General features: G+C 75.6%; 26 protein-coding genes. 15 read left to right on the forward strand and 11 right to left on the reverse strand.

What is annotated here, in order from left to right; translation table 11 throughout:
* The first annotated feature begins 424 nt into the window (after window positions 1-424).
* The 8 genes from ACZ7LK_RS25755 to ACZ7LK_RS25790 are packed head-to-tail and all read left to right on the forward strand — an operon-like array spanning window position 425 to window position 9,869.
* Window positions 425-1,582 (forward strand): glycosyltransferase, encoded by a 1,158-nt coding sequence (locus ACZ7LK_RS25755; protein ID WP_471143645.1) that lies wholly within the window; start codon window positions 425-427, stop codon window positions 1,580-1,582.
* Window positions 1,579-2,997: a sugar transferase gene (locus ACZ7LK_RS25760; protein WP_392275409.1), complete on the forward strand. Its 1,419-nt coding sequence runs from the start codon at window positions 1,579-1,581 to the stop codon at window positions 2,995-2,997. Before ACZ7LK_RS25755 ends, ACZ7LK_RS25760 begins: the two co-directional genes overlap by 4 nt.
* Window positions 2,997-4,496, forward strand: a complete 1,500-nt coding sequence (locus ACZ7LK_RS25765) for an O-antigen ligase family protein (protein WP_471143647.1) — start codon at window positions 2,997-2,999, stop codon at window positions 4,494-4,496. Before ACZ7LK_RS25760 ends, ACZ7LK_RS25765 begins: the two co-directional genes overlap by 1 nt.
* Window positions 4,489-6,171 carry a lipid II flippase MurJ gene (locus tag ACZ7LK_RS25770; RefSeq protein WP_392275407.1) on the forward strand — a complete coding sequence of 561 codons (1,683 nt, stop codon included), beginning with the start codon at window positions 4,489-4,491 and terminating at the stop codon, window positions 6,169-6,171. The genes ACZ7LK_RS25765 and ACZ7LK_RS25770 overlap by 8 nt, the downstream gene beginning before the upstream one ends.
* On the forward strand, window positions 6,168-6,911 hold the full coding sequence (locus ACZ7LK_RS25775; protein ID WP_471143650.1) for a polysaccharide deacetylase family protein: 744 nt from the start codon (window positions 6,168-6,170) through the stop codon (window positions 6,909-6,911). The genes ACZ7LK_RS25770 and ACZ7LK_RS25775 overlap by 4 nt, the downstream gene beginning before the upstream one ends.
* A gap of 5 nt (window positions 6,912-6,916) precedes the next feature.
* A complete protein-coding gene (locus ACZ7LK_RS25780; RefSeq protein WP_392275696.1) occupies window positions 6,917-8,098 on the forward strand; it encodes a glycosyltransferase in 1,182 nt (393 codons plus the stop codon).
* Entirely contained in the window at window positions 8,095-8,763 is a 669-nt protein-coding gene (locus tag ACZ7LK_RS25785; protein ID WP_471143651.1) for a YveK family protein, read from the forward strand. Before ACZ7LK_RS25780 ends, ACZ7LK_RS25785 begins: the two co-directional genes overlap by 4 nt.
* Window positions 8,760-9,869 carry a GNAT family N-acetyltransferase gene (locus ACZ7LK_RS25790; RefSeq protein WP_469462086.1) on the forward strand — a complete coding sequence of 370 codons (1,110 nt, stop codon included), beginning with the start codon at window positions 8,760-8,762 and terminating at the stop codon, window positions 9,867-9,869. The genes ACZ7LK_RS25785 and ACZ7LK_RS25790 overlap by 4 nt, the downstream gene beginning before the upstream one ends.
* A gap of 19 nt (window positions 9,870-9,888) precedes the next feature.
* On the opposite strand, the gene ACZ7LK_RS25795 is transcribed toward ACZ7LK_RS25790, so the two are convergent.
* The 4 genes from ACZ7LK_RS25795 to ACZ7LK_RS25810 form a co-directional block, all read right to left on the reverse strand.
* The gene (locus ACZ7LK_RS25795; RefSeq protein WP_471143654.1) at window positions 9,889-11,367 is read right to left on the reverse strand and encodes a glycoside hydrolase family 26 protein; all 1,479 of its coding nucleotides are present in this window, start codon (window positions 11,365-11,367) and stop codon (window positions 9,889-9,891) included.
* A gap of 201 nt (window positions 11,368-11,568) precedes the next feature.
* Window positions 11,569-11,802, reverse strand: coding sequence for a chaplin (locus ACZ7LK_RS25800; RefSeq protein WP_392275402.1), 234 nt, complete (start codon window positions 11,800-11,802; stop codon window positions 11,569-11,571).
* Between the two features lie 448 nt (window positions 11,803-12,250).
* Window positions 12,251-13,603 carry a cytochrome P450 gene (locus ACZ7LK_RS25805; RefSeq protein WP_392275401.1) on the reverse strand — a complete coding sequence of 451 codons (1,353 nt, stop codon included), beginning with the start codon at window positions 13,601-13,603 and terminating at the stop codon, window positions 12,251-12,253.
* 75 nt (window positions 13,604-13,678) lie between these two features.
* Window positions 13,679-14,047 (reverse strand): DUF6479 family protein, encoded by a 369-nt coding sequence (locus ACZ7LK_RS25810; RefSeq protein ID WP_392275400.1) that lies wholly within the window; start codon window positions 14,045-14,047, stop codon window positions 13,679-13,681.
* Between the two features lie 201 nt (window positions 14,048-14,248).
* Between ACZ7LK_RS25810 and ACZ7LK_RS25815 the strand changes: the two genes are divergently transcribed.
* Both ACZ7LK_RS25815 and ACZ7LK_RS25820 read left to right on the forward strand, forming a co-directional pair.
* On the forward strand, window positions 14,249-14,641 hold the full coding sequence (locus tag ACZ7LK_RS25815; protein ID WP_392275399.1) for a rodlin: 393 nt from the start codon (window positions 14,249-14,251) through the stop codon (window positions 14,639-14,641).
* A gap of 158 nt (window positions 14,642-14,799) precedes the next feature.
* Window positions 14,800-15,192, forward strand: a complete 393-nt coding sequence (locus ACZ7LK_RS25820; protein ID WP_392275398.1) for a rodlin — start codon at window positions 14,800-14,802, stop codon at window positions 15,190-15,192.
* Window positions 15,193-15,311: 119 nt separating this feature from the next.
* Here ACZ7LK_RS25820 and ACZ7LK_RS25825 read toward each other — a convergent pair whose 3' ends face one another.
* Together ACZ7LK_RS25825 and ACZ7LK_RS25830 are read right to left on the reverse strand one after the other, a co-directional pair.
* Window positions 15,312-17,006: a bifunctional 3'-5' exonuclease/DNA polymerase gene (locus tag ACZ7LK_RS25825; RefSeq protein WP_471143657.1), complete on the reverse strand. Its 1,695-nt coding sequence runs from the start codon at window positions 17,004-17,006 to the stop codon at window positions 15,312-15,314.
* Between the two features lie 46 nt (window positions 17,007-17,052).
* The gene (locus tag ACZ7LK_RS25830) at window positions 17,053-18,315 is read right to left on the reverse strand and encodes a LuxR C-terminal-related transcriptional regulator (RefSeq protein WP_392275396.1); all 1,263 of its coding nucleotides are present in this window, start codon (window positions 18,313-18,315) and stop codon (window positions 17,053-17,055) included.
* Between the two features lie 141 nt (window positions 18,316-18,456).
* Here ACZ7LK_RS25830 and ACZ7LK_RS25835 point away from each other — a divergent pair, with 141 nt between their 5' ends.
* Entirely contained in the window at window positions 18,457-19,371 is a 915-nt protein-coding gene (locus tag ACZ7LK_RS25835; protein ID WP_471143659.1) for an NADP-dependent oxidoreductase, read from the forward strand.
* Window positions 19,372-19,525: 154 nt separating this feature from the next.
* On the opposite strand, the gene ACZ7LK_RS25840 is transcribed toward ACZ7LK_RS25835, so the two are convergent.
* Together ACZ7LK_RS25840 and ACZ7LK_RS25845 are read right to left on the reverse strand one after the other, a co-directional pair.
* Window positions 19,526-21,613, reverse strand: coding sequence for an FtsX-like permease family protein (locus tag ACZ7LK_RS25840; protein WP_471143661.1), 2,088 nt, complete (start codon window positions 21,611-21,613; stop codon window positions 19,526-19,528).
* Window positions 21,607-22,350, reverse strand: a complete 744-nt coding sequence (locus ACZ7LK_RS25845) for an ABC transporter ATP-binding protein (protein ID WP_392275393.1) — start codon at window positions 22,348-22,350, stop codon at window positions 21,607-21,609. The genes ACZ7LK_RS25840 and ACZ7LK_RS25845 overlap by 7 nt, the downstream gene beginning before the upstream one ends.
* A gap of 127 nt (window positions 22,351-22,477) precedes the next feature.
* Between ACZ7LK_RS25845 and ACZ7LK_RS25850 the strand changes: the two genes are divergently transcribed.
* The gene (locus ACZ7LK_RS25850; RefSeq protein WP_471143663.1) at window positions 22,478-23,650 is read left to right on the forward strand and encodes a DUF2786 domain-containing protein; all 1,173 of its coding nucleotides are present in this window, start codon (window positions 22,478-22,480) and stop codon (window positions 23,648-23,650) included.
* Between the two features lie 65 nt (window positions 23,651-23,715).
* Here ACZ7LK_RS25850 and ACZ7LK_RS25855 read toward each other — a convergent pair whose 3' ends face one another.
* The 3 genes from ACZ7LK_RS25855 to rpmB form a co-directional block, all read right to left on the reverse strand.
* Complete coding sequence (locus ACZ7LK_RS25855) at window positions 23,716-24,306, reverse strand: hypothetical protein (protein ID WP_471143664.1); 591 nt, start codon at window positions 24,304-24,306, stop codon at window positions 23,716-23,718.
* A 72-nt stretch (window positions 24,307-24,378) separates the two neighbouring features.
* Window positions 24,379-24,684: a 30S ribosomal protein S14 gene (gene rpsN, locus ACZ7LK_RS25860; RefSeq protein WP_392275390.1), complete on the reverse strand. Its 306-nt coding sequence runs from the start codon at window positions 24,682-24,684 to the stop codon at window positions 24,379-24,381.
* Window positions 24,684-24,920, reverse strand: a complete 237-nt coding sequence (gene rpmB, locus ACZ7LK_RS25865) for a 50S ribosomal protein L28 (protein ID WP_392275389.1) — start codon at window positions 24,918-24,920, stop codon at window positions 24,684-24,686. Before rpmB ends, rpsN begins: the two co-directional genes overlap by 1 nt.
* 62 nt (window positions 24,921-24,982) lie before the next feature.
* Here rpmB and rpmG point away from each other — a divergent pair, with 62 nt between their 5' ends.
* The 3 genes from rpmG to ACZ7LK_RS25880 are packed head-to-tail and all read left to right on the forward strand — an operon-like array spanning window position 24,983 to window position 26,549.
* Window positions 24,983-25,147 (forward strand): 50S ribosomal protein L33, encoded by a 165-nt coding sequence (gene rpmG / locus ACZ7LK_RS25870; RefSeq protein WP_043502886.1) that lies wholly within the window; start codon window positions 24,983-24,985, stop codon window positions 25,145-25,147.
* 5 nt (window positions 25,148-25,152) lie between these two features.
* Window positions 25,153-25,410, forward strand: a complete 258-nt coding sequence (locus tag ACZ7LK_RS25875; protein ID WP_356742513.1) for a type B 50S ribosomal protein L31 — start codon at window positions 25,153-25,155, stop codon at window positions 25,408-25,410.
* Complete coding sequence (locus ACZ7LK_RS25880; RefSeq protein WP_471143667.1) at window positions 25,410-26,549, forward strand: CobW family GTP-binding protein; 1,140 nt, start codon at window positions 25,410-25,412, stop codon at window positions 26,547-26,549. Before ACZ7LK_RS25875 ends, ACZ7LK_RS25880 begins: the two co-directional genes overlap by 1 nt.
* The last annotated feature ends 103 nt before the right edge of the window (window positions 26,550-26,652 follow it).

Genomic DNA, 26,652 nt, shown 5'->3' on the forward strand with positions numbered 1-26,652 from the left:
GGCGGCCGACGTGGCCGGCTACACCAACAACGCCGCAGGATTTCGGCGGTTGCGGGACCGAATGGGTGAAGCGGCCGGCCGCGGCCCGCGCGCGACACGCCGCACCGTCAACGCGGGGTGAAAATCGGGAAGTTGCTCCGGCGGTGTTTCGCGTGCTTCTGGTCGTGTTTGTTGAGTTATAACGTACGTCTCGCTGGACGCGGTCCCACTCGTCAAAGCGGAGAACCAGTATGGGGAATTCAGAGGTTCTTGCAGTGCGGCCGCGCCCGAATACCGCGCGCCACTGACATTCGCCGAGCGCCGGAAATCGCCGTATCCGTCGATCCCGCCGAACCAGCCGACTGATCCGATTCCGTCGACACCCTCACCGCCGCCCGCTTCGCAGAAAGCTGCGGAGAAGTCGTAGAAGGAGAAAGGGTCACGCGTGCGTTCCCCACTCACCGCATTGCATGTTGTCCAGCCGGGTGACGGCGGGGTGGCCCGCGTGGTCACCGACGTGGTCGGTGCGCAGGTGGACCTGGGAATGCGGGTCGCCGTCGCCTGTCCGCCCGGCACGCCGCTGGCGGTGGCGGCGGCCGCGCGGGGCGCCGAGGTCCACCCCTGGCGGGCCGGCCGCGAGCCGGGCCCCCGGCTGGTGGCCGAGAGCCGCCGGATCACCGAGCTCGTCGACCTGGTACGCCCCGACCTGGTGCACGCGCACAGCGCGAAGGCCGGCCTGGCCGCCCGGATCGCCGTGCGCGGCCGGGTGCCCACCGTCTACCAGCCGCACGCCTGGTCGTTCGAGGCGGTCGACGGGCTGGCCGGCGCGCTCGCCAGGCGCTGGGAACGCTGGGCCGCCCGCTGGACCGACCGGGTCATCTGTGTCAGCGAGGCCGAACGGCGGCGCGGCGAGCAGGCGGGCGTACGGGCCCCCTGGACCGTCGTCCACAACGGTGTGGACGCCCAGCGCTTCACCGCCGGACCCGGCCGCGCCGCCGCCCGCACCGGCCTCGGACTGCCCGCCACCGCACCACTCGTGGTGTGCGTGGGGCGCCTGTGCCGCCAGAAGGGCCAGGACACCCTCCTGGAGGCCTGGTCCGCCGTCCTCGACCGCGTCCCGCACGCCCGGCTCGTCCTGGTCGGCGACGGCCCCGACGCCGACGCCCTCCGCGCCACCGCCCGGCACGGCGAGCTGGAGCGCGCGGTCACCTTCGCGGGCGCCGTCACCGACCCGGCGCCCTGGTACCGGGCCGCCGACCTGGTGGTCCAGCCGTCCCGCTGGGAAGGCATGGCCCTCGCGCCCCTGGAGGCCATGGCGGCCGCCCGCCCCGTCCTCCTCACCGACGTGGACGGCGCCCGCGAGAGCCTGCCGCCCGGTCACGAGACGCACTGCCTGGTACGCCCCGGCGACCCGGCCGCCCTCGGCACCGCCCTCGGCTCGCTGCTCCGGCGGCCGGTCCTCCGTGAAGCCCTGGGCCGCCAGGCCCAGCGGTACGTACAGCGGCGGTTCGACGTGCGGCGCGCGGGCGCTGCCATCGCGGACGTGTACCGCGAGGTGACCGCCGCGCCGCGCCACGAGCTCAGGGAGCCGATCCCCCAGTGACCACGGAAAGCACCAGTCCGGCCGGCACCACCGTCGTACCACCGCGCGGGCGGGCCGGCCTCGCGGACCGGGTGGCCCTGCCGCCGCGCCGCCCCGTCCCCGCGCCGCCCTTCGTCGCCTCCCTGGTCGCCGCCGACTGCGCCGCCGTCCTGCTCGCCGCGCTGCTCCTCGGCCCCCACCAGCGCAGCGCCGCCCTGCTGATGCAGCTCACCGCGTGCCTGGCCGCCCTCGACGCGTACGCCGGTCTCTACCGGCCCGGCGTCGTCGCCTCCGTACTCGACGAACTGCCCGCCCTCGCCGGACGGGCGGCGACCGCCTGGTGCGCGGCCGCCGCGCTGCTCGCCGCGCAGTCCCCGCAGCGCGCCCTCGGCCCGGCGACCCTGGGCGCCGCGTACGCCGTCCACCTGGCCTTCGTGTGCGCCTGCCGCGCCGTCCTGCACCACCGGCGGCGCGCCACCGCCCGCGCGCACCCCGGCTCCGCGCTGGTCGTCGGCCCCGTCGACGCGGCGCAGCGGCTGGCCGCCACGCTCACCAGGCACCCCGAGTACGGCATCCGGCCGGTCGGCGTCGTCGCCACCCACCGGCCGCCCGCCACCGCCGGCTCGGCGCTGCCGGTGCTGACCACCCCCGAGGAGATCCACCGGGCCGTCATCCAGAACAGCGTCCGCGACGCGGTGTTCACCGGCACCGCGCCACCCGACCTGGTCGCCCTGCTGAGCCACTACGGCTGCGTCGGCCGCCTGGTGGCGGAGGGCGACGGCGGCACCGGGCCCACACCGATGGGCCAGCACCTGTGGGGCCACGCCTGCCGGCGCCTGGACCCGCCGGCCGCCCACCGCGGCCGGCTGCCCAAACGGCTCCTCGATGTCACGGTCGCCGGGCTCATGCTCACCGCCCTCTCCCCGCTCCTGCTGCTGTGCGCGGCCGCGATCCGGCTGTCGGACGGCCCCGGCGTGGTCTTCCGGCAGGAACGTGTCGGCCAGGACGGCCGGCTGTTCACGCTGCTGAAGTTCCGCACGCTGCGCCCCGCCGACGACGAGGAGGCCGCCACCCGGTGGAGCGTCGCCCACGACGAGCGGATGAGCGCCGTCGGGACGTTCCTGCGCCGCACCTCGCTCGACGAGCTGCCGCAGCTCTGGAACGTGCTGCGCGGCGACATGAGCCTCGTCGGGCCGCGCCCGGAACGCCCCTACTTCGTCGCCAAGTTCAGCCGCGTCCACCCCGGTTACGCGGCGCGGCACCGGATGCCCGTCGGGCTGACCGGGCTCGCGCAGGTCCACGGGCTGCGGGGTGACACCTCCATCGAGGACCGGTGCCGCTTCGACAACCACTACATCGACCACTGGTCGCTCTGGCAGGACGTCTGCATCCTGCTGCGCACCGCCGCCTCGCTGATCCGGCCGGCGGGAAGCTGATGCCGGTCCGCAGGTGGGCGCCGCTGGCGCCGTTGCTCGCCGTCGTCGTGCTGCTCGCCGTCCCGCCGCCGCCCGGCGCCACCGGCACGGGCACCCCGGCGGACGCGGCCTCCGCCGTCCTGGTCGCCTTCTGCGCCGTACGGGCGGTCCGCGACCGGGCGCGGCCGCTGACCCGGACGGCCGCCGCCGTCCTGGGCCTGCCGGTGCTGGGCATCTGCGCCGCGGCCGTGGCGTCCCACGACCCGGCGGCGAGCCTCCCGGGCGTCGCCCGGTACCTCCAGGTCTTCGTCCTCGTCCCGGCGGCCGTGGTGCTGCTGGTGCGCGACCGGCGGGACTTCGCCGTCGTCACCTGGGCGGTGATCGGCCTCGCCCTCGCCCAGGGCGGGCTGGGCGTCGTGCAGTACCTGACCGGCACGGGCGCCTCGTACATGGGCGAGGACGTCCGGGCCGTGGGCACCTTCGGGCCGACCGACGTGATGGGCATGGCGACGGTCGTCTCGTACGGGATCGTCGCGGCCGCCGGGATCGCGCTCGGCGCGCCGGGCCGCCGGGCCAGGGCGGCGGCCCTGCTCTGCGGCGGGCTGCTGACCGTCCCGCTGGTCGTGTCGTTCAGCCGGGGCGCCTGGATCGCGACGGTGGCGACGTGCGCGCTGCTGCTGGTGCTGAGCGGGCTCCGGCGGGCCGCGCGCGTGGGCCTCGCGGCCGGCGCGCTGGGCGTGGTCCTGGTGGCCGGGCTGGGCGTCGGCTCGCAGATGGTCCAGGAACGGGTCGCCAGCATCTCCCGGGTCACGGCCGCCCCCGACCGGTCGGTCACCGACCGGTACACCATGTGGGCCGCGGCCGCCGGGATGTGGCGCGCCGAACCGCTCACCGGCGTCGGGCTGAAGGGCTTCCCCCAGTACCGGGACGGCCACGCCTCCCTGGCCCTGTCGTCCGGCAGCGACACCGCGGGCGCCGGGCAGGGCTTCCAGCGCCAGCCCCTGCTGTCGCCGCACAACATGTACCTGCTGGTCCTGGGCGAGCAGGGCCTCCTCGGCCTGCTGACCGTCGCGGGCGGCTGGCTCGCCCTGCTGGCGTGCGCCCTCCGCCGCCTGTGGGACACCCGCGGGAACGGTCCGGAGTGCGGCCCCGTCGCGGTGGGCCTGCTGGTCTGGCAGCTCGTCGACTTCGCGTACGCCGACATCGGCGGCCCCGCGACGGTGCTCACGGCCCTCGTGCTGGGCCTGGCCGCCTGGTGGTCCTTCGCCCCGGCGGCGACCACGGCCCCCGCCCGGACCGTCCACCCGCAGGGCGGCCCGCCCCCGGCCCCCGCCGGGGACTCCGCCGCGCCCGGGCCGGCCACCCGCCGGTCCGGCGGCACCGTCCCCGCGACCGCCACCGCTCCCGGGGCCGTCGCCGGAAGGGGCACCGCCCAGGGGACCGCCGCCCCCGGGACGGCCACCGCCCCTGCCGCTCCGTCCGGGGCCGGCATCCGCGCGGCGGGGGTGCCGCGTGGGTGAGGGGGCCCGGGGGACCGGGGTGGCCGCGCGGCCGGGGGCGGAGGCGGAGGCACCGGGATGGGCGCCGTCCGGCCGCTTCCTCGCCCGGGCGGCCGCGCTCACGGCCGCGCTGACGGCGCTCGGCGCCCTGCTGGGGCTGTTCCGCGACCAGTTGCTCGCCCGCACGTTCGGCGCGGGCACCGCCACCGACGCGTTCCTCGTCGCCTGGACCGTCCCGGAGTTCGCGGCCACCCTGCTGATCGAGGACGGCATGGCCCTCGTCCTCGTGCCCGCCTTCGCCGCCGCGCTCGCCCGCCGCGCGGACCCCGCCCCGCCCGGCCCCGGCCCCCGTCCCGACCCCGTGCACGCGCTCGTCGGGGCCACCCTCCCGCAGGTCGCCCTCGGCACGGGTGCGGCAGCCGGACTGCTCGCGCTCACCGCCCCGTGGCTCGTCGGCCTGCTCGCCCCCGGCCTGCCGGAGCGGCAACTGGCCATCGACTGCACCCGGCTGACCGCCACCTGCCTGCTCACCTTCGCCCTCGCCGGGTACCTCAGCGCGGCGCTGCGCGCGCACGGGCGGTTCCTCCCGCCGGCCGCGATCTACACCGCGTACAACACGGGCATCATCGCGGCGGTCGTCCTCCTCGGCCCCGACGGGTGGAGTGTCCGCGCGGCGGCGGCCGGTGTCGCGGCGGGCGGCGTGCTGATGGTCCTCGTCCAGGCCCCCTCCCTCTGGCACGTCCTCTCCCGCCCCCGGCACGGCCCCGCCGGTCGTGCCCGTACCGACGGCCCGGCGGGCACACCGGCGGACGGCCCGGCGGGCGGGATCGTGGGGCGGCCGGTGCTGGCCGCGGTGGCGCCGGTGGTGGTGTTCGCGGTGAGCCGTCAGTCGCAGGTCCTGGTCGAGCGGTTCCTCGCCGCGCCGCTGCCCGCCGGGGCGATCTCGCACCTCAACTACGCGCAGAAGGTCGCCCAACTGCCGATGGTCCTCTCGCTGATGCTGTGCACGGTCAGCTTCCCGGTGGTCGCGCGGGCGCTCGCGGCGGGCGACGCCCGGGCGGCCGGGCGGCGGGCCGAGCGCGACCTGCTGCTCGCCGGGGTGATCGTCCTGGTCGGTGCCGCGACCGTCGTCGCCGCCGCCCCCGCCCTCGTGCACCTGCTCTTCCAGCGCGGCGCGTTCGACGCGGCGGACACCGCCGCCACGGCCACCGTCATGCGCGTCTACGCCCTCGGGCTCCTCGGTCAGACACTCGTCGGCGCCCTGGTGCGCTGCTACTTCTCGGCCGCCCGCCCCCTGTGGTACCCGGCCGCCGCCATGCTCGCCGGCATCGCCGTGACCGCCGCCGCCGGCCGGGCGTGGGCGGGCCCCTGGGGCGCCCCGGGCATCGCGGCCGCCAACGCCCTGGGCATCACGCTCACCGCCGCCCTGCTGCTGCTCGGCCTGCGCCGCCGGCACATCCCCCTCGACGCCCGGCGCCTGACCGGCGGACTGGCCCGGCTCACCGCCGCCGCGGCCGTCGGCACCGCCGCCGGATGGTGGTGCGCGACCGGCCCGGCGCTGCTCGCGGTCACCGCGGCGGCGGCCGCCACCACCGCCGCGTTCACCGCCACCGCGTGCGCGCTGCGCGCCCCGGTGGTCCCCGCCCTCCTCCGTTCCGCGAACCCTTTCCACCGGCTTGCGAAGGCCCGCTCATGAACCAGCAGAGAATCCCCCTGTGGGTGGCGATGTACCACTCCGTCGACGACACCACGGACGACGACCCCTACCAGGTCACCGTCTCCCCCGCCCGCCTCGACGAGCAGCTCCGCTGGCTGCGCGACCACGGCCTGCGCGGCGTCGGCCTGCGGCAACTGCTGCTGTACGCGGCCCGCCACGGCGACACCCGCGGCCTGGTCGGCCTCACCTTCGACGACGGGTACGCCGATTTCCTCGACAACGCCGTCCCCGTCCTGCGCCGCCACGAGTGCACGGCCACCGTCTTCGTCCTCCCCGGCCGCCTCGGCGGCACCAACGACTGGGACGCCCTCGGCCCGCGCAAACCGCTGCTCACCGAGGACGGCGTCCGCCGCTGCGCCGCCGCCGGCATGGAGGTCGCCTCGCACGGGCTGCTGCACATCTCCCTGCCCGGTGCCCCCGACGACGTCCTGGCCCAGGAGACGGCCGGCAGCCGTGAACGGCTCCGCACGCTCACCGGCACCGCCCCCGACGGCTTCTGCTACCCGTACGGGCACGTCGACGAGCGCACGGTCCGCGCCGCCCGCGCGGCGGGCTACACCTACGCCGCCGCCATCGACCCCGGCCCGCTGAGCGGGGTGTTCGCCCTGCCCCGGGTGCACATCGGGCAGCGCGACACCGCCTGGCGGCTGCACGCCAAGCGCCGGCTGCACCGGGCGCGGCGCGCCCCGGTGGCGGTCGCCCCGGTACCCGCGTCATGAGCGCCCTGAACGTCCTGCACATCATCACCGGACTCGGCATCGGCGGCGCCGAGCAGCAACTGCGCCTGCTGCTGCCGCACATGGACCGCGTCCGCAGCAGCGTCGTCACCCTCACCAACCCCGGTCCCGTCGCCGACGCCCTGCGGGCCGACGGCTTCCCCGTCACCCACCTGGGCATGCGCGGCAACCGCGACCTGTCCGCCCTGCCCCGTCTCACCCGCCTCGTCCGGCACGGCGGTTTCGACGTCGTCCACACCCACCTGTACCGGGCGTGTCTGTACGGCCGGCTCGCCGCCCGGCTCGCCGGCGTGCGGACGGTCGTCGCCACCGAGCACTCCCTGGGCGCCGCGCAGATCGAGGGCCGGCGCCTGAGCGCCGGGGCACGCGCGCTGTACCTGGCCGGGGAACGGCTCGGCACCTCGACGGTCGCCGTGTCCGGCACGGTCGCCCGGCGCCTGGTCGCGTGGGGGGTGCACCCGGCCCGGATCCGGGTCGTGCCGAACGGCGTCGACGTGCGGCGCTTCGCGTACGACCCGGCCGCCCGGGACACGGCCCGCCGGCGGCTGGGCCTCGCACCCGGCGCGTACGTCGTCGGCGGGGTCGGGCGGCTGGTGGCGGGCAAGCGGTTCGACACGCTGGTCCGCGCGGTGGCCGCGCTGCCCGGTGACACCCGGCTCCTGCTGGTCGGGGACGGCGAGCAGCGGGAACCGCTGGAGCGGACCGCCCGCGCGTGCGGGGCGGCGGACCGGGTGGTGTGGGCGGGCGCGGTCGACCACGGCCTGCCGGAACTGCTGTCGGCCATGGACGTGTTCGTGTCGACGTCCCCCGACGAGGCCTTCGGGCTCGCGATCGTCGAGGCGCTGGCGGCCGGACTGCCCGTCCGGTACGTGGCCTGCCCCGCCCTCGACGACCTGCCGCCCTCCGAGGCGCCCGGAGCGCGCCGCATCGGCGGGACGGTCGACGAGGTGACCGCCGCCCTGGAGACGGTCCCGCGCGAACGGCTGCCCGTGCCCCCGGCCGTCCACCGCTACGACATCGCCCGCAGCGCCCGGCTGCTGACGTCCCTCTACCGGGACCTGCACGACGGCCTGCACGACGGATTCCACGACGGGCTTCACCACGGCCTCCACCCCGGCCTGCGGGAAGGCCCGCACCACGGCCCTTACGACGGAGCGAGTTGTCGATGACCACGACCCAGTCCCTTGCCGTACGCCGCGCGATCGGCTGGCTCACCCGCCTCAGGCGCACCCGCCGCCGATGGCTCGTCCCGGCCGCCGCACTGCTGGGCGTCCTCGCCGGTGGCGCGTACGGCCTGCTCAAGACCCCCGAGTACGCGGCGACCAGCTACGTCATCGTCGTCCCGTCCGCGAAGTCCGACCCGGCCGGCGCGATGGGCCTGGCGCAGGCGTACGGACGGGTCGCCACCGACATCGCGGTGGTCGGCGACGCCCAGGTCGCCGCCGGGGTGCCGGCCGAGACGCTGCGGGCGGGCGTGCAGACCGCGACCTCGCCCGACGCCCCGATGATCGCCATCACGGCCCGGGCCCCCGAGGCGGCCACCGCCGCGGGCATGGCCGACAGCGTGGCCAGGGCCCTCGTCGAGAAGGGCTCCCACACCGAGCGCAGCACCGGTGTGAAGGTCCTCCAGTTCACCCGGGCCGTCACGCCCGCCGACCCGGTCTCGCCGTCGGTGCCGCTGTCCCTGTTCGTGGGCGGCTGCGCCGGCGGGCTGCTCGGCGGGCTCGCCCTGCTGGTGCGGCCCCGCCCCGCCCGGCGCGGCGAGCGGTACGGGTACGGGGGCCGCCCGGGGTCCGTGCCGGGGCCCGTCGCCCAGCAGGAGGCGCTGGTATGACCCGGCCCGGTACCTGGGAGGTCACCGTCTGCCGGGACGACGGGGAGTTCGGCCGGCTCGCCGGGGAGTGGGCGGCCCTGTACCGGCGGTGCGCCACGGCCACCCCCTTCCAGTCGCACTCCTGGCTGCACTCCTGGTGGGTGTCGTACGGCACCCCCGGATGCCTGCGGGTCGTCCTGGTGCGCCGGGACGGCCGGCTCGTCGCGGCGGCCCCCCTGCGGCGGGTGCGCGGACCGCTGCCGGTGCTGACGCACCTGGGCGGCGCGATCACCGACTACTCCGACGTGCTCGTCGACGACGCCCACGCCGACGGGGCGGTGCCCGTCCTGACCGCGGCGCTCGGCCGGCTGGCCCGTACCGCCGTGATCGACCTCCGGGAGGTACGGGCGGAGGCCGCGGCCCAGCGGGTGTACGCGCACTGGCGCGGCCCGCGCCACCGCCTGCCCGACTCGGTCTGCATGGAGCTGCCCGCCGCCCCCATCGACGAGCTCGTCGGCCGGCTGCCGTCCTCCCGCGCCCAGCGGGCCCGCTCGAAGCTGCGCAAGCTCGACCGGCTCGGCATCGAGGAGCACGTCGTGCCGGCCGCCGAGGTCCCCGGCGCCCTCCGGCGGCTGCTGGACCTCCACCAGCGCCAGTGGGCGGACCGCGGGGTGACGCCGGAGCACCTCAGGCCCCGGTTCGCCGAGCACCTCCAGCGGGCGGTGCGGTCGATGGTGGAGTCGGGCGACGCGATGGTGACCGAGTTCCGCATGGCCGGGGACGTCGTCGCCGCCGACCTCACCCTGATGTCGCCGCTGCTGTCCGGCGGCTATCTGTACGGGGCGGACCCGCTGCTGCGCGACAGCAAGGTGGACGTGGCGACCCTGCTGCTGCGCAACGGCGCCCGGGAGAGCAGCGCCAGCGGCCGCGCCAGGCTCAGCCTGTTGCGCGGCCGCGAACCGTACAAGAGCCACTGGCGTCCCGAACCGGCCGTCAACCAGCGCCTGCTGCTGGCCCGGCGCCGCACGGCGGTGCCGCTGCTGCTGCTGGCCGGCTGTGCGGCCGGCCGCCGCTGGGCGGCGGACCGGCTGCGCGACCGCACCTGGGTGCGACGGCTCAGGAAGTGACGGCCCGGACGATGCCGGTTCAGGAGGTGACGTGCCGCCGCCACTCGAACCGTACGCACAGCTTGCGTCCGAGCCACTTCTCGACCCACTCCCCGAGGTCCAGCGGCGTACAGTCCGGCTGCTCGGGCCGCGGCTCCGGTTCGGGCCGCGGCTCCGGTTCGGGCCGCGGCTCGGGCTCGGGCTCCGGCCTCGGTTCCGGTTCCGGGGTGGGTTTCGTCGGGTCGCCCTTGCCGGACAGCTTCGCGCGGAACACCTCCGACGCCTTCGGGTTCTCCTCGCACTGCCAGACGCCGTGCGGGCAGTAGTCCGTGATCGTCTGGTAGAGCGGCTTGTGCCGGTCCATCCACTCCAGCATGCGCCGCATGTACTCGGGGTTGTCGCCGTTGCGGAACAGCCCCCATTCCGGGTACGAGATCGGCTTGCCGTGCTCGGCGGCGAACTCCACGTGGTGACGCAGCCCGTAGGGCTGGTCCACCTGCTCGTCGAACGTCTCGCCCGGGGGCTGGTCGTAGGAGTCCATCCCGATGATGTCGACGACGTCGTCCCCCGGGTAGCACTCGGTCCACGGCACGGCGTCCCGGCCCCGGTTGGGTGCGAAGTCGAACCGGAACCGCTGGCCCGGTACCGCGCGCATGGCGGTGACGATCCGCTTCCAGTACGCCTTCCAGGCCTCCGGGTCGGGGCCGCAGCGGTGCGAGTACGTGATGCCGTTCATCTCCCAGCCGAGCACCAGGACGGTGTCCGGCACCCCGAGGCCCACCAGGCGCTCGCCGAGCGCCCGGAAGTGCCGGTCGAACCGCCCGTCGGCGCCCAGCCGCAGCAACTGGCCGACCACCGGGTCCGGCAGGTGGCTCTCGTTGCGCTCCAGCATGGGCACGTTGAGGACGAACAGCCGGTCCTTGCCGGCCTTGCGCCACTCGGCCCAGTGCTCCAGGAATCCGGGGCGCCCCTCGATGTTGGTCCACACGTCGCCGGGCAGGTAGGTGTGCCCGACCCGCAGCTCCGTGCCGCCGAGCCACTTGCTCAGCCCCGCCATCCGGTGGATGCCGCGCGGCCCGTAGTCCAGGTACGCCCCCACCGCGGTCGCCGCCGCGGTCCCCGTGCCCGGTCCCGTGCCCGGTCCCGTGCCCGGTCCCGTGCCCGGTCCCGTGCCCGGTCCCGTGCCCGGTCCCGTGCCCGGTCCCGTGCCCGGTCCCGGCTCCGCGCGCTCCAGCCCCGACGCGGGTGCCGGGCCGGAACCGGCGTCCCTGCCGGGCCCGGTGCCGGCGCCGGTGGCCGGGGCCGCCCCCGAAGCCGTCTCCGCCCCCTCCGTCCCCGCGGCGGCGTCCCGGTCGCCGTCCGGGCCCGGGCCCCGGTCGCCGGCGCGCGGTGCCGCGGGCGGCGCGGCGGCGAGGCCGGCCGGGGCGGACACGAGGGAACCGGCCATCAGCAGACCGAGGAGACCGGCGGTGATCACCCCCCGCCGTACACCTTTCGTCTTCGCTCTCCGGTGACCCATTGTCCGCTCCTTCGCCAGGCGCCAGGATTTCGCCAGCCACTCGGAGCAAAAATATTGTTAATGGGCCGATCGGGATCGCGGTCCGGGCCCGTACTAGGCCGTTGGGGGAGGCGATCGCCCGCTTGGGGTATTCGGGCATGGAAAAGCCGGTCCCGGAGCGCTCCGGGACCGGCTGTCACACGGCCGAGGTCTGACGCTGCGTCACTTGTTGATGCAGACGTTCCCGAAGGCCGGGTTCAGCAGCGCGGCGATGTTGATGGAGTTGCCGCATACGTTGATCGGCACGTGCACCGGGACCTGGACGACGTTGCCGGACAGGACGCCCGGGGAGCCGACAGCGGCACCCTCGGCGTCGGCGTCGGCGACGGCAGGCGCGGCCGCACCCAGCGCCATGACGATACCGGCGACGGCTACCGCGGCCTTCTTGCACTTCATAGTTTCGGGTCCTTTCCACAGGAGGAAGTCGTGCCACGGATTTCGTGACGAACGGGCCTCGAAGAGGCCCGGCTTCCACTGCGAAAATCACAACGAATGCGAAAGCGGAAAGACACCACTGCGGCTGCTTTCCGCGCCGATTCACTCGAACCGCCGAGCACCGGTCGGAGGCGAATGGCTCAACGGCTGGGCCACACGGGGCGCGTCACCAACATGTCCCATTCGTGATCGGGTACCCCGGGGAGCGTGCGGCCCAGGGTTCTCCATTCGCGCACCAACGACGAATAGACGGGGACCGTCTCGGTCTCCGTCGCTTGCCTGCTCTGTGGGATGAGGGGCACACGCTGCCATTTACCGGCGCGAGGGGCCATGCCGAACCTTTCCGTTCACAGCAGCCTTGGCGAGGCTCTCGCATCATGTCACAGCGCGTGCCCGCACCCTCACGGTTTCACGGACGGTGGGGCAGAGCCGCGAAGCGGAGGCCGAAGTGGTCGAGGGTGCGGGGCAGCGGCCGGTCGGGGCGCAGCCGGCCGGGCCGTTCGGGGAGGTAGGTGTGGCGTTCCAGAAGGGCCGCCAGCATGGTGGAGGTGGCCAGCAGCACCAGGTCCTCGCCGGGGCACTCGCCGGGGCCGGCGCTGAACGGCAGCAGTGCCTCGGTGTCCTGGGCCGTCCCGTCCAGCCAGATCTCCGGGGTGAAGCGGTCGGAGTACGGCAGCGACTCGTCCCGGTGGAACAGCGGCGTGTAGATGAGGAACTCGGTGCCGGCGGGCAGCGCGTCCTCACCCCAGCCGGTCTCGCGCACCGACTCGCGCAGGATGAACGGGGTGGTCGGCCACAGGCGCACCGACTCCAGCACACAGGCGCGGGTGTACGGCAGCAGGCGCGGTTCGGTGAGGTCGGTGACGGCCAGCTCGTTGCGTAGTTGGGTCTCCTGCCCGGTGTGCGTGGACAGCAGGGCGAGGGCCCGGAAGACCGCGATGCCCGCCGCGTCGAAGGCGAACAGCCAGTGCGGTACCTGGCCGGCCGGGTCGGTGCCGGGCCGGGAGGGCGTGGCGGCGAGGGCGGCGGCGAGACTGCCCGGCTCGGCGCGGTCGAGGTGGCCGCGCAGCCGGCGTTCGAAGCGGGCCCGCAGGGCGGTGCGGCGCGGTGCGGCGCCGGACCAGTTGGCGGCGGAACGCAGCCGGCCGAGCATCGCGGTCAGCGCGGTGTCGTCGCGGCCGCGGTCCCCGAGCACGAGGCGACGGGCGGTGCGGTCCCAGGCGGTGCGGAAGGCCGCCCAGTCGATCTCGCCGTCGCCGGCGGTCGTGGCGCCCAGCAGCTTGCCGGCCTCCTCGCGGACCGTCCGCACCATGCGCGGAGCCAGGCTGTGCATCTGGTGGCCGTACTCCAGTACGGCCTCGTTGAACGCCCGCCGCGTGTCCCGCTCCGCCCCCCGGGAGATCAGCACCCCATGCGGCTGGAACTGCTCCAGCGAGGCGCGCTTCTCGCGCGTCGAGGGGGAGTACGGGTCCGGGGTGCCGTCCAGGATCCGGGCGGCGTCACCGGCCCCGAGGACGACGGCGAAGTGACGTCCGGCGACGTCCAGCCGGAGCGGTCCGGGTCCGTAGGCGCCGCGCAGCTCGGTCAGCAGGCCGGTGGCGCGCCGGTCGACGGCGTACCGCTCGGCGAGGGCCATTCCGGCGCGGCGCCGGGCGATGACGCCGGCCGCGAGGGTCGGTGCGAGGACGTGCGCGGCCACCCGGGCGGTGTCGCGCGCGGACGCCCGGGCGGGGGTGTGCGTGGCCGTGTCCGTACTGGTCATGGCCCCCGGGTGCCCAGGGGTCCCGGGGGCGAAACGGCAGGCGGGAGCGGTGCCGGGCCCCCATCCGAGGCCCCGTCAGCCGCCCGTGGTCGGCCCGCCGCTGCCGAAGCCGCCGCTGGGCGCACCACCCCACTTGTGGTCCTTCTCGCTGCGCGGGGAGGCGTCGGGATCGGTGTTCTGGTGCCTCAGCTCGTACGGCATCACCCGGTCCTCGCGCTCGTCCAGCTCGGCGGGCCGGCGGTGCCCCTCCGCCTCGCCCGGGATCCCGGCGTCCAGCGGGCGGTGCGGCTGCTCGGCGCGCGTGGGGGGTTCGGGCTCCCGGTTGCGGATGCGCCGCCCGAGCCAGAAGGCGCCGATGAGGAATCCGACGAGGAGGATGCCGGCCACCAGCGGACCAATGCCGACGACATGGTCCCTAACGGCGAATTCCGTGGTGAACGTCATGAGAGAGTCCATATGGGGCGTGTACCCCGACGCGCGTCGATCAGACCTCACCACGGGCACGGACAAGCCCATCATCAGCTCATCGATTCATCCGTCTTTAGGTGATTGATCTCTTCGGGTGACCTGGCGCAACTTAAACGGTGCCGTGCTGTTGATCAGGGCGACCCCGAGCACCGGGTCTCTCGACGAGAAGGATGGACCATGATCAAGAAGGTTCTGGCCACCGCCGGCGTCGCCGCGGCCGTCCTTGGCGCTTCCGCGCCGATGGCCGCCGCCGTGGGCGACCGCGGAATCGACACGCAGAACGGCAACTTCGCCACCCAGTCGTACGGCAACACGACCACCGGTGGCTACATGAGCCCGCAGATCGGTCTGATCCAGGGCTCGCTCAACAAGCCCTGCATCGGTCTGCCGGTCCAGGCCGACGTCCAGAACATCGTGGCCCTGGTCAACGTCGGTGTTCAGGACATCCTCCAGGACACCCAGAACCAGCAGTGCGCCGAGAACTCCACCGCGGTCAAGGGCGACAGCGCCCTGTCGCACCTGCTAGAGGACGTCCTCTCCGAGAACGTCTCGGCCGCCGTCCAGGACTGACGCGAGGCCACCGTCCCGCACGGCCGCGACGGCCGTGCGGGCGGGCACCGCGTGGTGCCCGGCACCACGCACAACGGGCTGACGCCCGCCCCCCACGCGCCCGACGCCGGGCGCTGGCACGACCCGAGCACCGGGTCTCTCGACGAATGGGATGAACCATGATCAAGAAGGTTCTGGCTACCGCCGGCGTCGCTGCGGCCGTGCTCGGCGCGTCGGCGCCGATGGCCTCGGCCGTGGGCGACCGCGGGATCGACACGCAGAACGGCAACTTCTCGCGACAGATCTACGGCAACACGGTCACGGGTGGCCACCAGAGCCCCCAGGTGGGTCTCGTCCAGGGCACGCTGAACAAGCCCTGTGTGGGTGTGCCGGTCCAGGCCGATGTCCAGAACATCGTGGCCCTGGTCAACGTCGGTGTTCAGGACATCCTCCAGGACACCCAGAACCAGACCTGCACGGAGAACTCCACGGCGGTCAAGGGCGACAGTGCCCTGTCGCACATCCTCGAGGACGTCATCTCCGAGAACGCGGCCGTCGCGGTCCAGGACTGACGCGCTCCGCGTAGCCACCACCTGGGCGGGCCCCGCATCCGGCACCACGGATGCGGGGCCCGCCCTCGTGCGCCCCGCCCTCGTGCGCCCCGCCCTCGTGCGCCCCGCCCGGGACGTCGTCACTTCGCGTCGGAGTAGCGCTCCACCACCGCCGTCGTGAAGGGGAACCGCACCGGGGTCTCCCCGAAGGCGATCCGGCCCGCCGTGTCCCCGGCCGCCCGGATCGCCTCGGCGACCGCCGGGGCCTCGGCGGCGGGGCAGTGCACGATCACCTCGTCGTGCTGGAAGAAGACCAGCTCCGCCCGCAGCCCCGCCAGCGCCTGCCGCAGCGCCGCCAGCATCAGCAGCGCCCAGTCGGCGGCGCTGCCCTGCACCACGAAGTTCCGCGTGAACCGGCCCCGGGCACGGGCGTTCACCGACGCGTACCCCGGGGTGAACTCGCCGTCCGACAGCGGCTCTTCGGCACCCTCCTGCGGAATGCCGGCCTCGTCCGCCTCCGCCGCGCCCGCCGCGCGCGGGCTGGTACGGCCCAGCCAGGTGCGCACCAGCCGGCCCTCCTCGCCCGCCTTCGCCGCGTCGTCCACGTACGCCACCGCCCGGGGGAACCGCCGGCGCAGCGCCGCCAGGTTCTTCAGGCCGTCGCCACTGGTCTGCCCGTAGATCGCGCCCAGCAGGGCGATCTTCGCGTGGTCCCGGTCACCGGAGAACGCCCGGTCCGACAGGCGCGTGTACAGGTCGTCCGGGTGGCCCGCCACCTCCATCAGCCCCGGGTCCCGGGAGATCGCCGCCAGCACCCGCGGCTCCATCTGGTCCGCGTCCGCGACGACCAGCCGCCAGCCCTCGTCGGCGACGACCGCCCGGCGGATCACCTTCGGGATCTGGAGGGCGCCGCCGCCATTGGTCGTCCAGCGCCCGCTGACCGTGCCCCCCGGCAGGTACTCCGGCCGGAAGCGCCCGTCGCGCACCCAGTCCTGGAGCCAGCTCCAGCCGTGCGCCGTCCAGATCCGGTACAGCTTCTTGTACGCGATCAGCGGCCCGACCGCCGGATGGTCGATCTTCGCCAGCTCCCAGCGGCGCGTCGACCGCACCGTGATCCCCGCCCCGGCGAACGCCTTCACCACGTCCGCCGGCAGGTCGGGGCGCACCCGGCGCCCGAACGCCGCCGACACCTGGTCCGCCAGCTCCGCCAGCCGGCGCGGCTCGCCCCCGCCCGCGTACCGCTCGCCCAGCAGCTCGCGCAGCACCTCCCGGTGGACGTCCGCCCGCCACGGCAGCCCCGCCCGGTGCATCTCGGCGGCCACCAGCATCCCGGCCGACTCGGCCGCCGTCAGCAGCCGCATCCGCCCCGGGTGCTCGGCGGCCGCGTGTCTTCGCTGCTGGTCCTCATACACCTCCAGCAGGTCCTCCAGGGAGAGGTCCCACGAGGGCTGCGGATCGAACAGGGACGACTGCGCCCCCGCGCCCGGCTCGGCCGCCCGGGGCGGCGGATCGGCCGGTACGGGACGGTCGTGCAGCCGCGCCCAGGCGGCCGCCGCCGAGCGGGGCTCGCCCAGCCGCCCCTCGTGCCCCAGCAGCAACTGCTCGGCGTCCTCGATGTCGTAACACCGCTCGACCCGGACACCGGCCGCCAGGAGCCGGGGGTACACCGCGCCGGTGGACCGCCACACCCACCGGCCCACTCCCGGCCGCGACCGCACCGCCTCGACCAGGTCCGGCTCGGTCAGCACCGGCCCCGCGGGCAGCCCGTCCGGACCGAGGGGGACGAGCCGCGCCCCGCCGTCCTCGGTGCCGTCCACCGCCCAGCGTTCGTTCACGCATGCGAGTCTGGCACCCGGCACCGACAATCGGCGGGACCGCCGGTCACGCGGCGGCGTGGAAGAGCGCGGCCGCCTCGCCCCGCGAACCGACGCCCAGCTTGTTCAGGATGTTCGCCACGTGGAACTTCACCGTGGACTCGCTGATGTGCAGCTCCTGCGCGATCACCCGGTTGCGGTGCCCGAGCGCCAGGTGGGTCAGCACCTCCAGCTCCCGCTCGCCCAGCGCGGTCAGCGGGTGCGGGGCCGGGTCCGGGGCGGCACGCAGCGGGACCGTCGCCGTGACGGTCGTGCCCCAGCCCGGGACGGCGTCCACGTCCAGGCGCCCGTCCAGGACGTCCAGCCGTTCGCGGACCCTGCCCGGGCTCAGGGTGCACTGCGACAGCGCCCCCGGGCCGTCGTCCCGCACGGACGCCCGCAGCTCGTCGTCGGTGACCTGCCAGCCGACGTGCACCCGGGTCACCGTCTCCTGCTCCAGCACCTTCATCAGCACCGCCCGCACCACCGCGCGGGCCGTGTGCGCCACGTCCGCCGCCAGCGGCCGGGTCGACCCCGGCGCGCCCAGCTCCAGGTGGACCGGGCTGTAGCGGACGAGGGGGCGCAAGGAGTCGGCCAGCCGCGCGAACGCCTGGTCGGCCGGCTCCTCCGCGATCTCCTGGTCCCGTTCCGCCAGCGCCCGCAGCTCCACCAGCGCGGACACCGCCAGATCCGTGGCGCCGGCACGGGCGGCCGCGTCGTCCAGGTGGCGGCTGCGCAGCACGCCCAGCAGCCCGGTCAGCGTCGCCGAATGGGCCTCCCCCAGCTCGGCGATGACCCGGGCGCGGGTCCCTGCGGCGGTACGGGAGCGGGCCAGCGCGCCCGGCACGGCCTCGGCGGCCAGCCGCTCGAAGTGGCTGGTCACCAGGTCCCACAGCGCCTGGACCAGGGCGACGGCCGCCTCGTCCGGCGCGGTGTCCACGTCCTCGTCGCGGAACAGCACGAGCAGCGCGCCCCGGGGCGTGGCGTCGCTGCGGACCGCGAGCACCGGGTGCTCGGCCCCCGCGACGGCCAGGGTGCCCTGCCAGGGCCGGCCCGCCACCCCGGAGGCGAGCAGCGGGGCCAGGTCGGCGGTGGTGAGACGGCCGGTGACGCTCCCGTCGCCGTACGACTTGAAGGGCGAGTGCGCGCAGTGCGTGGACAGTTCGGCGGCGGCGCGGTGGGGGACCGTGCCGGCCAGGACGGCGGACAGCCGGGGCAGGATCTCGCCGAGCGGCTGCCGGACGACGTCGTAGGCGGCGGTGAGCGCCGTCAGGGCGGTCATGGTCTCCATGCGCCCCAGCCTAGGGACCCGTCCGGGACCGGGCGCCGTCCTTTCGGACAGGTGGAACCGGTCCTTGGGCGGGGCGGCCCAGCCTCCATCCCGGCGGAGGCTGGAGCTCGTCAACGACACCACCACGAGGGGGAGTACGACATGCGGGCGATCATCTACGACCGGTTCGGCGGACCGGAGGTCCTGGCGCTGCGCGAGACCGCGAAGCCGGAGCCCGGCACCGGCGAGGTGCGGGTGCGGGTGGTGGCGGCCGGGGTCAACCCGCTGGACCACAAGCGCCGTTACGGCCGGGTGGAGCAGTTCTACCCGACGACGTTCCCGGCCGTACCGGGCCTGGAGTTCGCGGGCGTCGTCGACGCGCTCGGCGAGGGCGCCACCGGATTCGCCGTGGGCGACGAGGTGTTCGGGTGGACGGCGACCGGAGCGTACGCCGAGTACGCGATCGCCGGGGACATCGCCAACAAGCCGGAGGCCCTGTCCTTCGAGGAGGCCGCCGCCCTGCCGGTGGCCGCGGAGACCGCGCGGCGCGTCCTCCAACTGCTCGCGCCGGAGGCCGGCGAGACCCTGCTGCTGCACGGCGCGGCCGGCGCGGTCGGGCAGGCCGCCGTGCAACTGGCGGTGCCACTCGGCGTGCGGGTGATCGGCACGGCGTCCCCGGCCAACCACGACTTCCTGCGGTCCCTCGGGGCGGTTCCCGTGGCGTACGGGGAGGGCCTCGCCGACCGCGTACGGACACTGGCGCCCGGGGGCGTCGACGCGGTGTTCGACGCCGCGGGGCACGACACCCTGCCGGTGTCGATCGAGCTGCGGGGCGGGACGACCGACCGGATCGTCACCATCGCGGCGACGGACGCGGCCGAGCACGGGGTGCCCTTCAGCGGCGGCGGCACCCCGCCGGAGACCGTCCGGGCGTGGCTCGCCGACTTCGGCCGATCGGCGGTCGAGGGCGGGCTGCGGGTGCCGGTCGTGGAGACGTTCGCCCTGGCGGACGCGGCGAAGGCGCAGGAGATGAGCGAGGCGGGGCACGCTCCGGGCAAGCTGGTCATCCGCGTCTGACCCCCACCGGGCCGCGGTCGGCGTCCGGCTGCCGTCCCGCCCGCGCCTGGCCGCACCGGTGACGCGCACCGCCCCGGGGGGCACGGGAAGGGCGCCGCCCCGGATCCGTTGTGCCCACCCTCCCCCGAGCTCTCGGCTGCGCTCGGGAACAGGGTCAGGGGGTTCTGCGGGGGGTGGTGAGAAGCGCGGTGGTGAGGGCCACCAGGGCGCAGGCGGACACGGTGGCGGCCAGGGCGGGCCAGGGGACCCTGAGGGTGACCGGGGCGGAGAGCGAGGCCAGGGCCGCGCCGAGCCCGGCGAGGTTGACCGCCGCCACCGCCGCGCCGAGCACCGCGCCGATCCCGACGGCGAGCAGCGTCTCGCCGGCGACGACCGCCAGGACCTGGGGGCGGGTCAGGCCGGCCGGCCGCAGCGAGCGCAGCTCCCGGCCCCGTACCGACGTGGCCATCACCAGCGTGTTGGCGAGGGCGATCAGGGCGAGGAGCAGGGCGATTCCCAGGACCAGGAAGAGCCCGAGCCGGGTCTGCGGCCCGGTGCGCGGGGCGGCCCAGGCCCCGACGGTGGCGACCGTGCCGCCGGTGGCGCGCAGCACGGAGGGGTCGGTACCGGCGGGGAGCCGCGCGTCGAGGCGGTCGACCGCCGCCCCGGGGGCGTTGGCGGCGGTGACGTACGGGCCGTTGCCGCCAGTCCCGGTCGCGAGCACGGCCGCGACGCGCAGCGTGACCGGCCGGCCGTCGCCCAGCCACAGGTCCATGCGGTCGCCGACCGCCCGCGTTCCGGACTCGCCGTGGGCGATCTCCTCGTTGATGACGACGGACCCGTCGTCGAGGTCCCCGAGATCGCCCGCGACGACCGGCAGCCGGGCCAGGGCGGCGAAGGCGGCCGGGTCGGTGACGGCCCGGGCCTCGTACCGGACGACGGCCGTGCCGCCGTCCCGGACGAACACGCCGGTCGACGCGCTGGGGGAGAGGGTGGCGCCCGGTACGCGGACCGGGCGGAGGTCCCGGCCCGTGACCACGTGGTCCGCCGCCGTGTGACGCCGCAGCTCGGCCGCCCCGGCGGCGGTCACCGACGCGGCGGAGCCGAGCAGGGTCCCGGCGAGCGCGACCATGACCAGCACGGGCGCGGCGACGGCGGCGGTGCGGCGGACGGCGGCGGACGTGTTCTCCCGTACGAGCATGCCCAGGGCGCCGGGCAGCGGCAGGGCCCGGGCCAGTGGCGGCACGATCAGGGGGGCGAGCAGCGCGACGCCCGTGATCAGCAGCATGGGCCGGGTCGTGTACGACTTCCGCTTCAACAGGTCCGACGGGTCGGCGTACAGGGACCGGGCGAGCAGCCAGGCGCCGGTGAGCAGCAGCGCGATCCCGAGCAGGCGGCGGCCGAGGGGCAGGACGCCGCTGTCGACGTCGGCCTCCCGCAGGGCCTCGGCCGGGCGGGTGCGCCCGGCCCGGCGGGCGGCCGCCCAGGCGCCGGTGACGGCGACGGCCAGGCCCGTCCAGAAGGCGGCGTGGAGGGGCCAGGCGGTGTCCCGGATCGTGAACCAGCCGGGGGCGAGGCCGCCCCGGACCAGGGCACGGGCCAGTACGGGCGCGCCCCACGCCCCGAGGGCACAGCCCGTCGCGGAGGCGGCCGCCCCGACGAGGGCCGCCTCGGTGAGCAGCGCCCGGCGCACCTGGCCGGGGGTGGCGCCCGCCGCCCGCAGCAGCCCGAACTCGCGCCGGCGCAGCGCCACCGCGAACGCGAACGTCGAGGCGACGACGAACACGGACACGAAAGCGGTGACCCCGCCGGCCGTGCCCAGCAGGGCGTTGACGGTGACCAGAGCCTCGGCGTCCCGCTCCGGCCCGGGGTCGGCCTGCCGCCGGTCGTCGCCGGTCAGGACCCTGCCGCGGTCGCCCACGACCCGGCGGACGGCTCCGGGGTCGGCGGTCACGCCGACGGCGTCGTACCGCCCGTCGGTGGTCACCGGGCCGAGGGCCCGCAGCTCGGCCAGCAGCCGGGCGTCCACAGGGTGTGGAAGGAACAGCTCGTGCGTGACGCGCCCGACGGTCAGCGTGTCCGTGCCGATCACCACCACCGGGGAGGCGGCGAACCTCTCGGGCGCCCGCTCCGGCGGGTCGAACGTCGACGCCAGGCCCAGGCCCATGACGGTCAGCAGCCCGGCGCCGAGCGTCAGCGTGACGAAGGTCCCCACGAAGGAGGCCCAGCGGGCGCGCAACCCGCCGATCGCGAGGCTCAGCACGCGGCACGCTCCAGGGGCGAGCGCGACCCGAGTCCGGCCGTCCGGCCCGCGACCGCCTCGGCGGTGGGCGCCGTCAGTTCCCCGTGCACCCGCCCGTCGACCAGGAAGACCACGCGGTCCGCGTACGAGGCGGCCACCGGGTCGTGGGTGACCATGACGACCGTCCGGCCGTCGCGGTCCACCACCTCCCGCAGCATCCGCAGCACCTCGTGGCCCGTCGTGGTGTCCAGCGCCCCGGTCGGCTCGTCCCCGAAGAGCACCGCGGGCCGGGTGACCAGCGCCCGCGCGATCGCCACCCGCTGCTGCTGCCCGCCGGACAGCTCGCCGGGCCGGTGCCGCGCCCGCTCGGCGAGGCCGACGCGGGCCAGCGCCGCCCGCACCTCGCCCCGCGCCGGCCGCCGTCCGGCCAGCCGCAGCGGAAGGGCGACGTTCTGCGCGGCGGTGAGCGACGGGACCAGGTTGAACGCCTGGAACACGAAACCGATCCGGTCGCGCCGCAGCAGCGTGAGCCGCCGCTCGCTCAGCCCGCCCAGGTCGGTCCCGCCGACCTCCACGCGCCCGCCCGTCGGCCGGTCGAGCCCGGCCGCGCACTGGAGCAGTGTCGACTTGCCGGAGCCGGACGGGCCCATGACGGCGGTGAAGGACCCGGTGGGGAAGGTCAGGTCGACCCCGTCGAGCGCGGTGACGTCGCGGTGGACGCGGCGAAGGGCGGTGAGCCGTACGGCGGTTGTGGTCATGGATCGATCGAACCGCCCCGGGCGCCGCGAAGCACGACCACCAGCGGGTGTCCTGGAGGTGGGGCGGGCCCTACCCCCTGCGACCATGGAGGCCGGGAACGGCGCGTACGGGCGAGGAGACACGGTCATGGCAGCGGGGCACACGGGGGCGTCCAGTGTGGAGCGGGCGTTCGCGGCCGCGCTGTACGCGGGGGACGACACGGCCCTCGACACCGGCGCCTCGCTGCTGGCCGCCGACCCGGACGCGGACGCGGAACTGTCACGGCGGGGCGAGGAGTTCGTACGCCGGGCGTGGCAGCGGGGCTGGCAGCCGGCCGACGTCGTCCGGCTGGTGCGCCGGGACCTGGAGGAACACCACGTCCGGCTGGTGGCCGGGCTGATCACGGCCGAGGTCCGGACGTACGCGTGGCTGCCGCCCCGCTGGGACGCGCAGCTCGCCGAGCTGCCGGAGGGCGACTGGCGCGCGGACCGCTTCTCGTACGCCACGGCGGTGCTGGAGCTGTACCGGCTGCTCGCCCGCCTCCCCGCGATCGAGCCGGTCGGTCCGGCGCCGGGCGGCTCCCCGCTGCACACCGCCCCGGCGCACGGCGAGCCGCGCATGCTGGCCCGGATCCGGGCGCTGCTCGCGAAGGCGGAGGCGACCGGGTACCCGGAGGAGGCGGAGGCGCTGACCGCGAAGGCCCAGGAGCTGATGGCCCGCCACAGCCTGGACGAGGCGGCGCTCGCGGCGCGCACGCACAGCGCGGAGGAGCCGCTGGCGGTACGGATCGGCGTCGACGCGCCCTACGAGACGGCCAAGGCGATCCTGCTGGACGCGGTGGCGTCGGCCAACCGCTGCCGGGCGGTGTGGAACGAGGCGTTCGGCTTCTCGACCGTCGTCGGCTTCGAGCCGGACCTGGAGGTGGTCGAGCTGCTGTACACCTCGCTGCTGGTCCAGGGGACGGGCGCGATGACGGCGGCGGAGGCGGAGCAGCGCAAGGGGGGACGGAAGCGTACGAAGACGTTCCGCCAGTCGTTCCTGCTGGCGTACGCCCACCGGCTGGGCGACCGGCTCGCTTCCACCTCGCGGCGGGTCACCGCCGAGGAGCCGACGCTGCTGCCGGTCCTGGCGGCCCGGGACGTGGCGGTCACGGCCCGGGCGGACCGGATGTTCCCCGAGACGACGACGACCCGCGTGCGGGGCGCGACCGACGAGGCGGGCTGGCAGCACGGCACCGAGGCGGCCGACCGGGCGCGGACCGACCACGGCGGGGCGCCGCGCGGAGGGCGCGGACGGCTCCCGGGCGGCGGCGGGCACTAGGGGGTGTCTCGCCGGTCGTGCCGGGCGCCGGACGCCGCTCGCCGATCCGACCCGATGGACACGACCTAAGGCGTGCCGGGCGGGTCCGCCTTGGCGAGGGTGTCCTTCACCCCGCCCGCCCAGGTGACGACCAGCTTCCCGGCGTCGGTCCTGGCCGAACCCTCCGTACGGGCGGTGTAGCCCGTGCCGCAGGTCAGCGTCAGCGTCACCGTGCCGGAGGTGCCGGGGGTGGCCGGGGCGCCGGTGGCCGGGGCGGGGCGGGCGGTGCCCTGGCAGACCTGGGCGTCGGCGAGCACCAGCGCGTAACCCTTCTTGATGGTGACGCTGACGGGCTTGCCGGCCGTGAGCCCCACCCAGGAGCCGTCCGCCTCCCCGGCGCCGGCCGAGGAGGGGCTCGCGGGGGAGGGCGCCGGTGCCGGGGCCTCACCGGCGCCGGGCGTCGAGGCGCCCGTCGTACCGGGAGCAGTCGTACCCGGAGCGGCCGAAACGGAAGCCGTCGCACCAGAAGCCGTCGCACCCGGAGCCGTCGTACCGGGAGCCGTCGCACCCGGAGCCGTCGCCGCGGGGGTCCCGCCGGCCCGCGCCCCGTCGCAGCCAGCCAGCGCGAGCGCGGCGGTGGCGCCCGCCACCACGGCGAACCCGGTTCGTACGAGCATGCGCGCGTCCACGCCACGTCTCCCAACGTCGGTGCCGGAAACGCGCGACAAGCTACCAGCGGGTAGCCGCCGTTACCAGGACGCCTTGGTGACTCCGGGCAGGAAGCCGGCGTGCGCCTGCTGCCGCACGTTCACCCGGGAGAGCCCGAACTTCCGCAGGTGGCCCCGGGGCCGGCCGTCCACGCCGTCGCGGTTGCGGACCCGGGTGGGGCCGGCGTCACGCGGCTGGCGGCGCAGTTCGGCCCGGGCGGCGAGCCGCGCGGTCTCCGGGGTGGCGGGGTGCCTGATCAGCTCCTTCAGTTCGGCCCGGCGGGCCGCGTACCGCGCGACGATCTCCTTGCGCCGCTCATTGCGGGCGATCTTGCTCTTCTTCGCCATCAGACCTTCCCTCCCCCGGCGCGGATGCGGGCCACGGCGGCCTCGATCCCGATCGTGTCGACGGTCCGGATGCCCTTGGCGGACAGGGTGAGCCGGACGTACCGGCCCTCGCTCGGCAGCCAGTAGCGCTTGCGCTGGACGTTGGGGTCGAAGCGCCGGGACGTACGCCGGTGGGAGTGCGAGACACGGTTGCCGAAACCCGGCCGGGCGCCGGTGAGCTGGCAGTGGGCGGACAAGGGTGACCTACCTCTCGGGAACACTATTGGAAATGGAAACCATTTGCATCTACTGTAGCCGCATGGCCCGCAACGAACTCCGACCGGTCGTCAGGCTCCGGTCCACCGCCGGCACCGGCTACACCTACGTGACCCGCAAGAACCGCCGTAACGACCCCGACCGCATGACGCTGCGCAAGTACGACCCGGTCGCCGGGCGGCACGTCGACTTCCGAGAGGAGCGCTGAGCACCGTGAAGCAGGGAATCCACCCCCCGTACGGACCGGTCGTCTTCCGTGACAAGGCGGGCGGCTTCGCCTTCCTGACCCGCTCCACCGCGACCAGCGACAAGACGGTCGAGTGGGAGGACGGCGCCACCTACCCCGTCATCGACGTCGAGATCTCCTCCGCGAGCCACCCCTTCTACACGGGCCAGGCGCGCGTCCTGGACACGGCCGGGCGCGTGGAGCGGTTCGAGCAGCGGTACGGCCGGCGCCACGGGGCCCGCTGATGTCGCTGTCCGTCGCCCTCGTCGGCGGGCTGCACTCCGCCGCCCGCGAGGCCGCGGTACGGCGGCTGCTCACGACCGTGCCCGGCAGTGTGGCCCTCCACCACGACCTGACGGCCGCCGCGGCGCGCGGCACGGTGACCCGCACCGTGCGCGACGCGACCGGTCCGCTGTCGACCGGCACGGTCCCGCTGGTCGACGACTGCGCCTGCTGCGCGCTGCGCGAGGACCTGGTGCCCGAGCTGCGACGGCTCGCGGACCGTGTCCCCGACGGGGCGACGCGCCTCGCGGTGGTGGAGCTGTGGGACTCGGTCGAGCCCAAGGCGATGGCCGAGGTCGTCACGGCCGCCGGGCTGACCGTCGGCTCGGTGATCACCGCGGTGGACCCGGCGCTGGTGCTGCCGTACCTCGGCAACGGCGACGACCTGGCCGAGGCCGGTCTCGCCGCTGCCTCGACCGACCGGCGCACGGTCGCCGAGACCTGGGTGCGCCAGTTGGAGTACGCCCCGGTGCTCGCCGTCCTGGACGGCCCGGACGCCGACGACGAGGACCGGGCCCTGCTCGCCCAGCTCCACCCGACGGCCCGCCGGGTGCACCTGCCGGAGGGCGACCTGGCCGCCGCGGCGCTCGCGGGGTTCGACGTGGAGGCGGCGGCGGCCGCCCAGCACCCGGCCTGCGCGCTGCTGCCGCAGGAGGCGGACGTGCACGGGGTCGGGACCTACGTATGGCACCGGAATCGGCCGTTCCACCCGGTGCGGCTCTATGAGGCGCTGGAGGACCTGTGCTGTGCGGCGGCGCGCAGCCGTGGGCGGTTCTGGCTGGCCGACCGGCCGGACACGCTGCTCGCGTGGGACGCGGCGGGCGGTGCCCTGTGCGTCGAGTCGGCCGGGCCGTGGCTGGCCTCGCTGCCGGACGCCGCCTGGGAGATGGTCCCGCCCGTGCGCCGGGCGGCGGCCGCGCTGGACTGGCATCCCGAGCATGGGGACCGCTGCCAGCACCTGGTGTTCACCTCGCCGGGTCTGGACCGCGAGCGGCTCGCCGCCGTCCTGGACTCCTGCCTGCTCACGGACGCCGAGCTGGCCGCCGGGCCGGAGGCGTGGCAGGGGCTGCCGTCGGCCTTCGACGCCTTCCTGGGGGTGTGACGACGGCGGTGACCGGTGGCGCGGGGCCCTCCTTCGGGAGGGCCTTTTCCCGTGTCGTGGAGAAAGGAGGGAGCCATACCGCGTGTTCGTTCGTCTCTATGGT

It is taken from the genome of Streptomyces sp. NPDC039423 (genome assembly GCF_055598725.1).

What these genes read in the sequence shown, in the direction of transcription:
- ACZ7LK_RS25765 (WP_471143647.1), top strand. Translation starts at nt 2,997, where the DNA reads ATGCCGGTCCGCAGGTGGGCGCCGCTGGCGCCGTTGCTCGCCGTCGTC.
- ACZ7LK_RS25775 (WP_471143650.1), top strand. Translation starts at nt 6,168, where the DNA reads ATGAACCAGCAGAGAATCCCCCTGTGGGTGGCGATGTACCACTCCGTC.
- ACZ7LK_RS25785 (WP_471143651.1), top strand. Translation starts at nt 8,095, where the DNA reads ATGACCACGACCCAGTCCCTTGCCGTACGCCGCGCGATCGGCTGGCTC.
- ACZ7LK_RS25790 (WP_469462086.1), top strand. Translation starts at nt 8,760, where the DNA reads ATGACCCGGCCCGGTACCTGGGAGGTCACCGTCTGCCGGGACGACGGG.
- ACZ7LK_RS25795 (WP_471143654.1), bottom strand. Translation starts at nt 11,367, where the DNA reads ATGGGTCACCGGAGAGCGAAGACGAAAGGTGTACGGCGGGGGGTGATC.
- ACZ7LK_RS25800 (WP_392275402.1), bottom strand. Translation starts at nt 11,802, where the DNA reads ATGAAGTGCAAGAAGGCCGCGGTAGCCGTCGCCGGTATCGTCATGGCG.
- ACZ7LK_RS25805 (WP_392275401.1), bottom strand. Translation starts at nt 13,603, where the DNA reads ATGACCAGTACGGACACGGCCACGCACACCCCCGCCCGGGCGTCCGCG.
- ACZ7LK_RS25810 (WP_392275400.1), bottom strand. Translation starts at nt 14,047, where the DNA reads ATGACGTTCACCACGGAATTCGCCGTTAGGGACCATGTCGTCGGCATT.
- ACZ7LK_RS25815 (WP_392275399.1), top strand. Translation starts at nt 14,249, where the DNA reads ATGATCAAGAAGGTTCTGGCCACCGCCGGCGTCGCCGCGGCCGTCCTT.
- ACZ7LK_RS25820 (WP_392275398.1), top strand. Translation starts at nt 14,800, where the DNA reads ATGATCAAGAAGGTTCTGGCTACCGCCGGCGTCGCTGCGGCCGTGCTC.
- ACZ7LK_RS25830 (WP_392275396.1), bottom strand. Translation starts at nt 18,315, where the DNA reads ATGGAGACCATGACCGCCCTGACGGCGCTCACCGCCGCCTACGACGTC.
- ACZ7LK_RS25835 (WP_471143659.1), top strand. Translation starts at nt 18,457, where the DNA reads ATGCGGGCGATCATCTACGACCGGTTCGGCGGACCGGAGGTCCTGGCG.
- ACZ7LK_RS25845 (WP_392275393.1), bottom strand. Translation starts at nt 22,350, where the DNA reads ATGACCACAACCGCCGTACGGCTCACCGCCCTTCGCCGCGTCCACCGC.
- ACZ7LK_RS25850 (WP_471143663.1), top strand. Translation starts at nt 22,478, where the DNA reads ATGGCAGCGGGGCACACGGGGGCGTCCAGTGTGGAGCGGGCGTTCGCG.
- ACZ7LK_RS25855 (WP_471143664.1), bottom strand. Translation starts at nt 24,306, where the DNA reads ATGCTCGTACGAACCGGGTTCGCCGTGGTGGCGGGCGCCACCGCCGCG.
- rpsN (WP_392275390.1), bottom strand. Translation starts at nt 24,684, where the DNA reads ATGGCGAAGAAGAGCAAGATCGCCCGCAATGAGCGGCGCAAGGAGATC.
- rpmG (WP_043502886.1), top strand. Translation starts at nt 24,983, where the DNA reads ATGGCCCGCAACGAACTCCGACCGGTCGTCAGGCTCCGGTCCACCGCC.
- ACZ7LK_RS25880 (WP_471143667.1), top strand. Translation starts at nt 25,410, where the DNA reads ATGTCGCTGTCCGTCGCCCTCGTCGGCGGGCTGCACTCCGCCGCCCGC.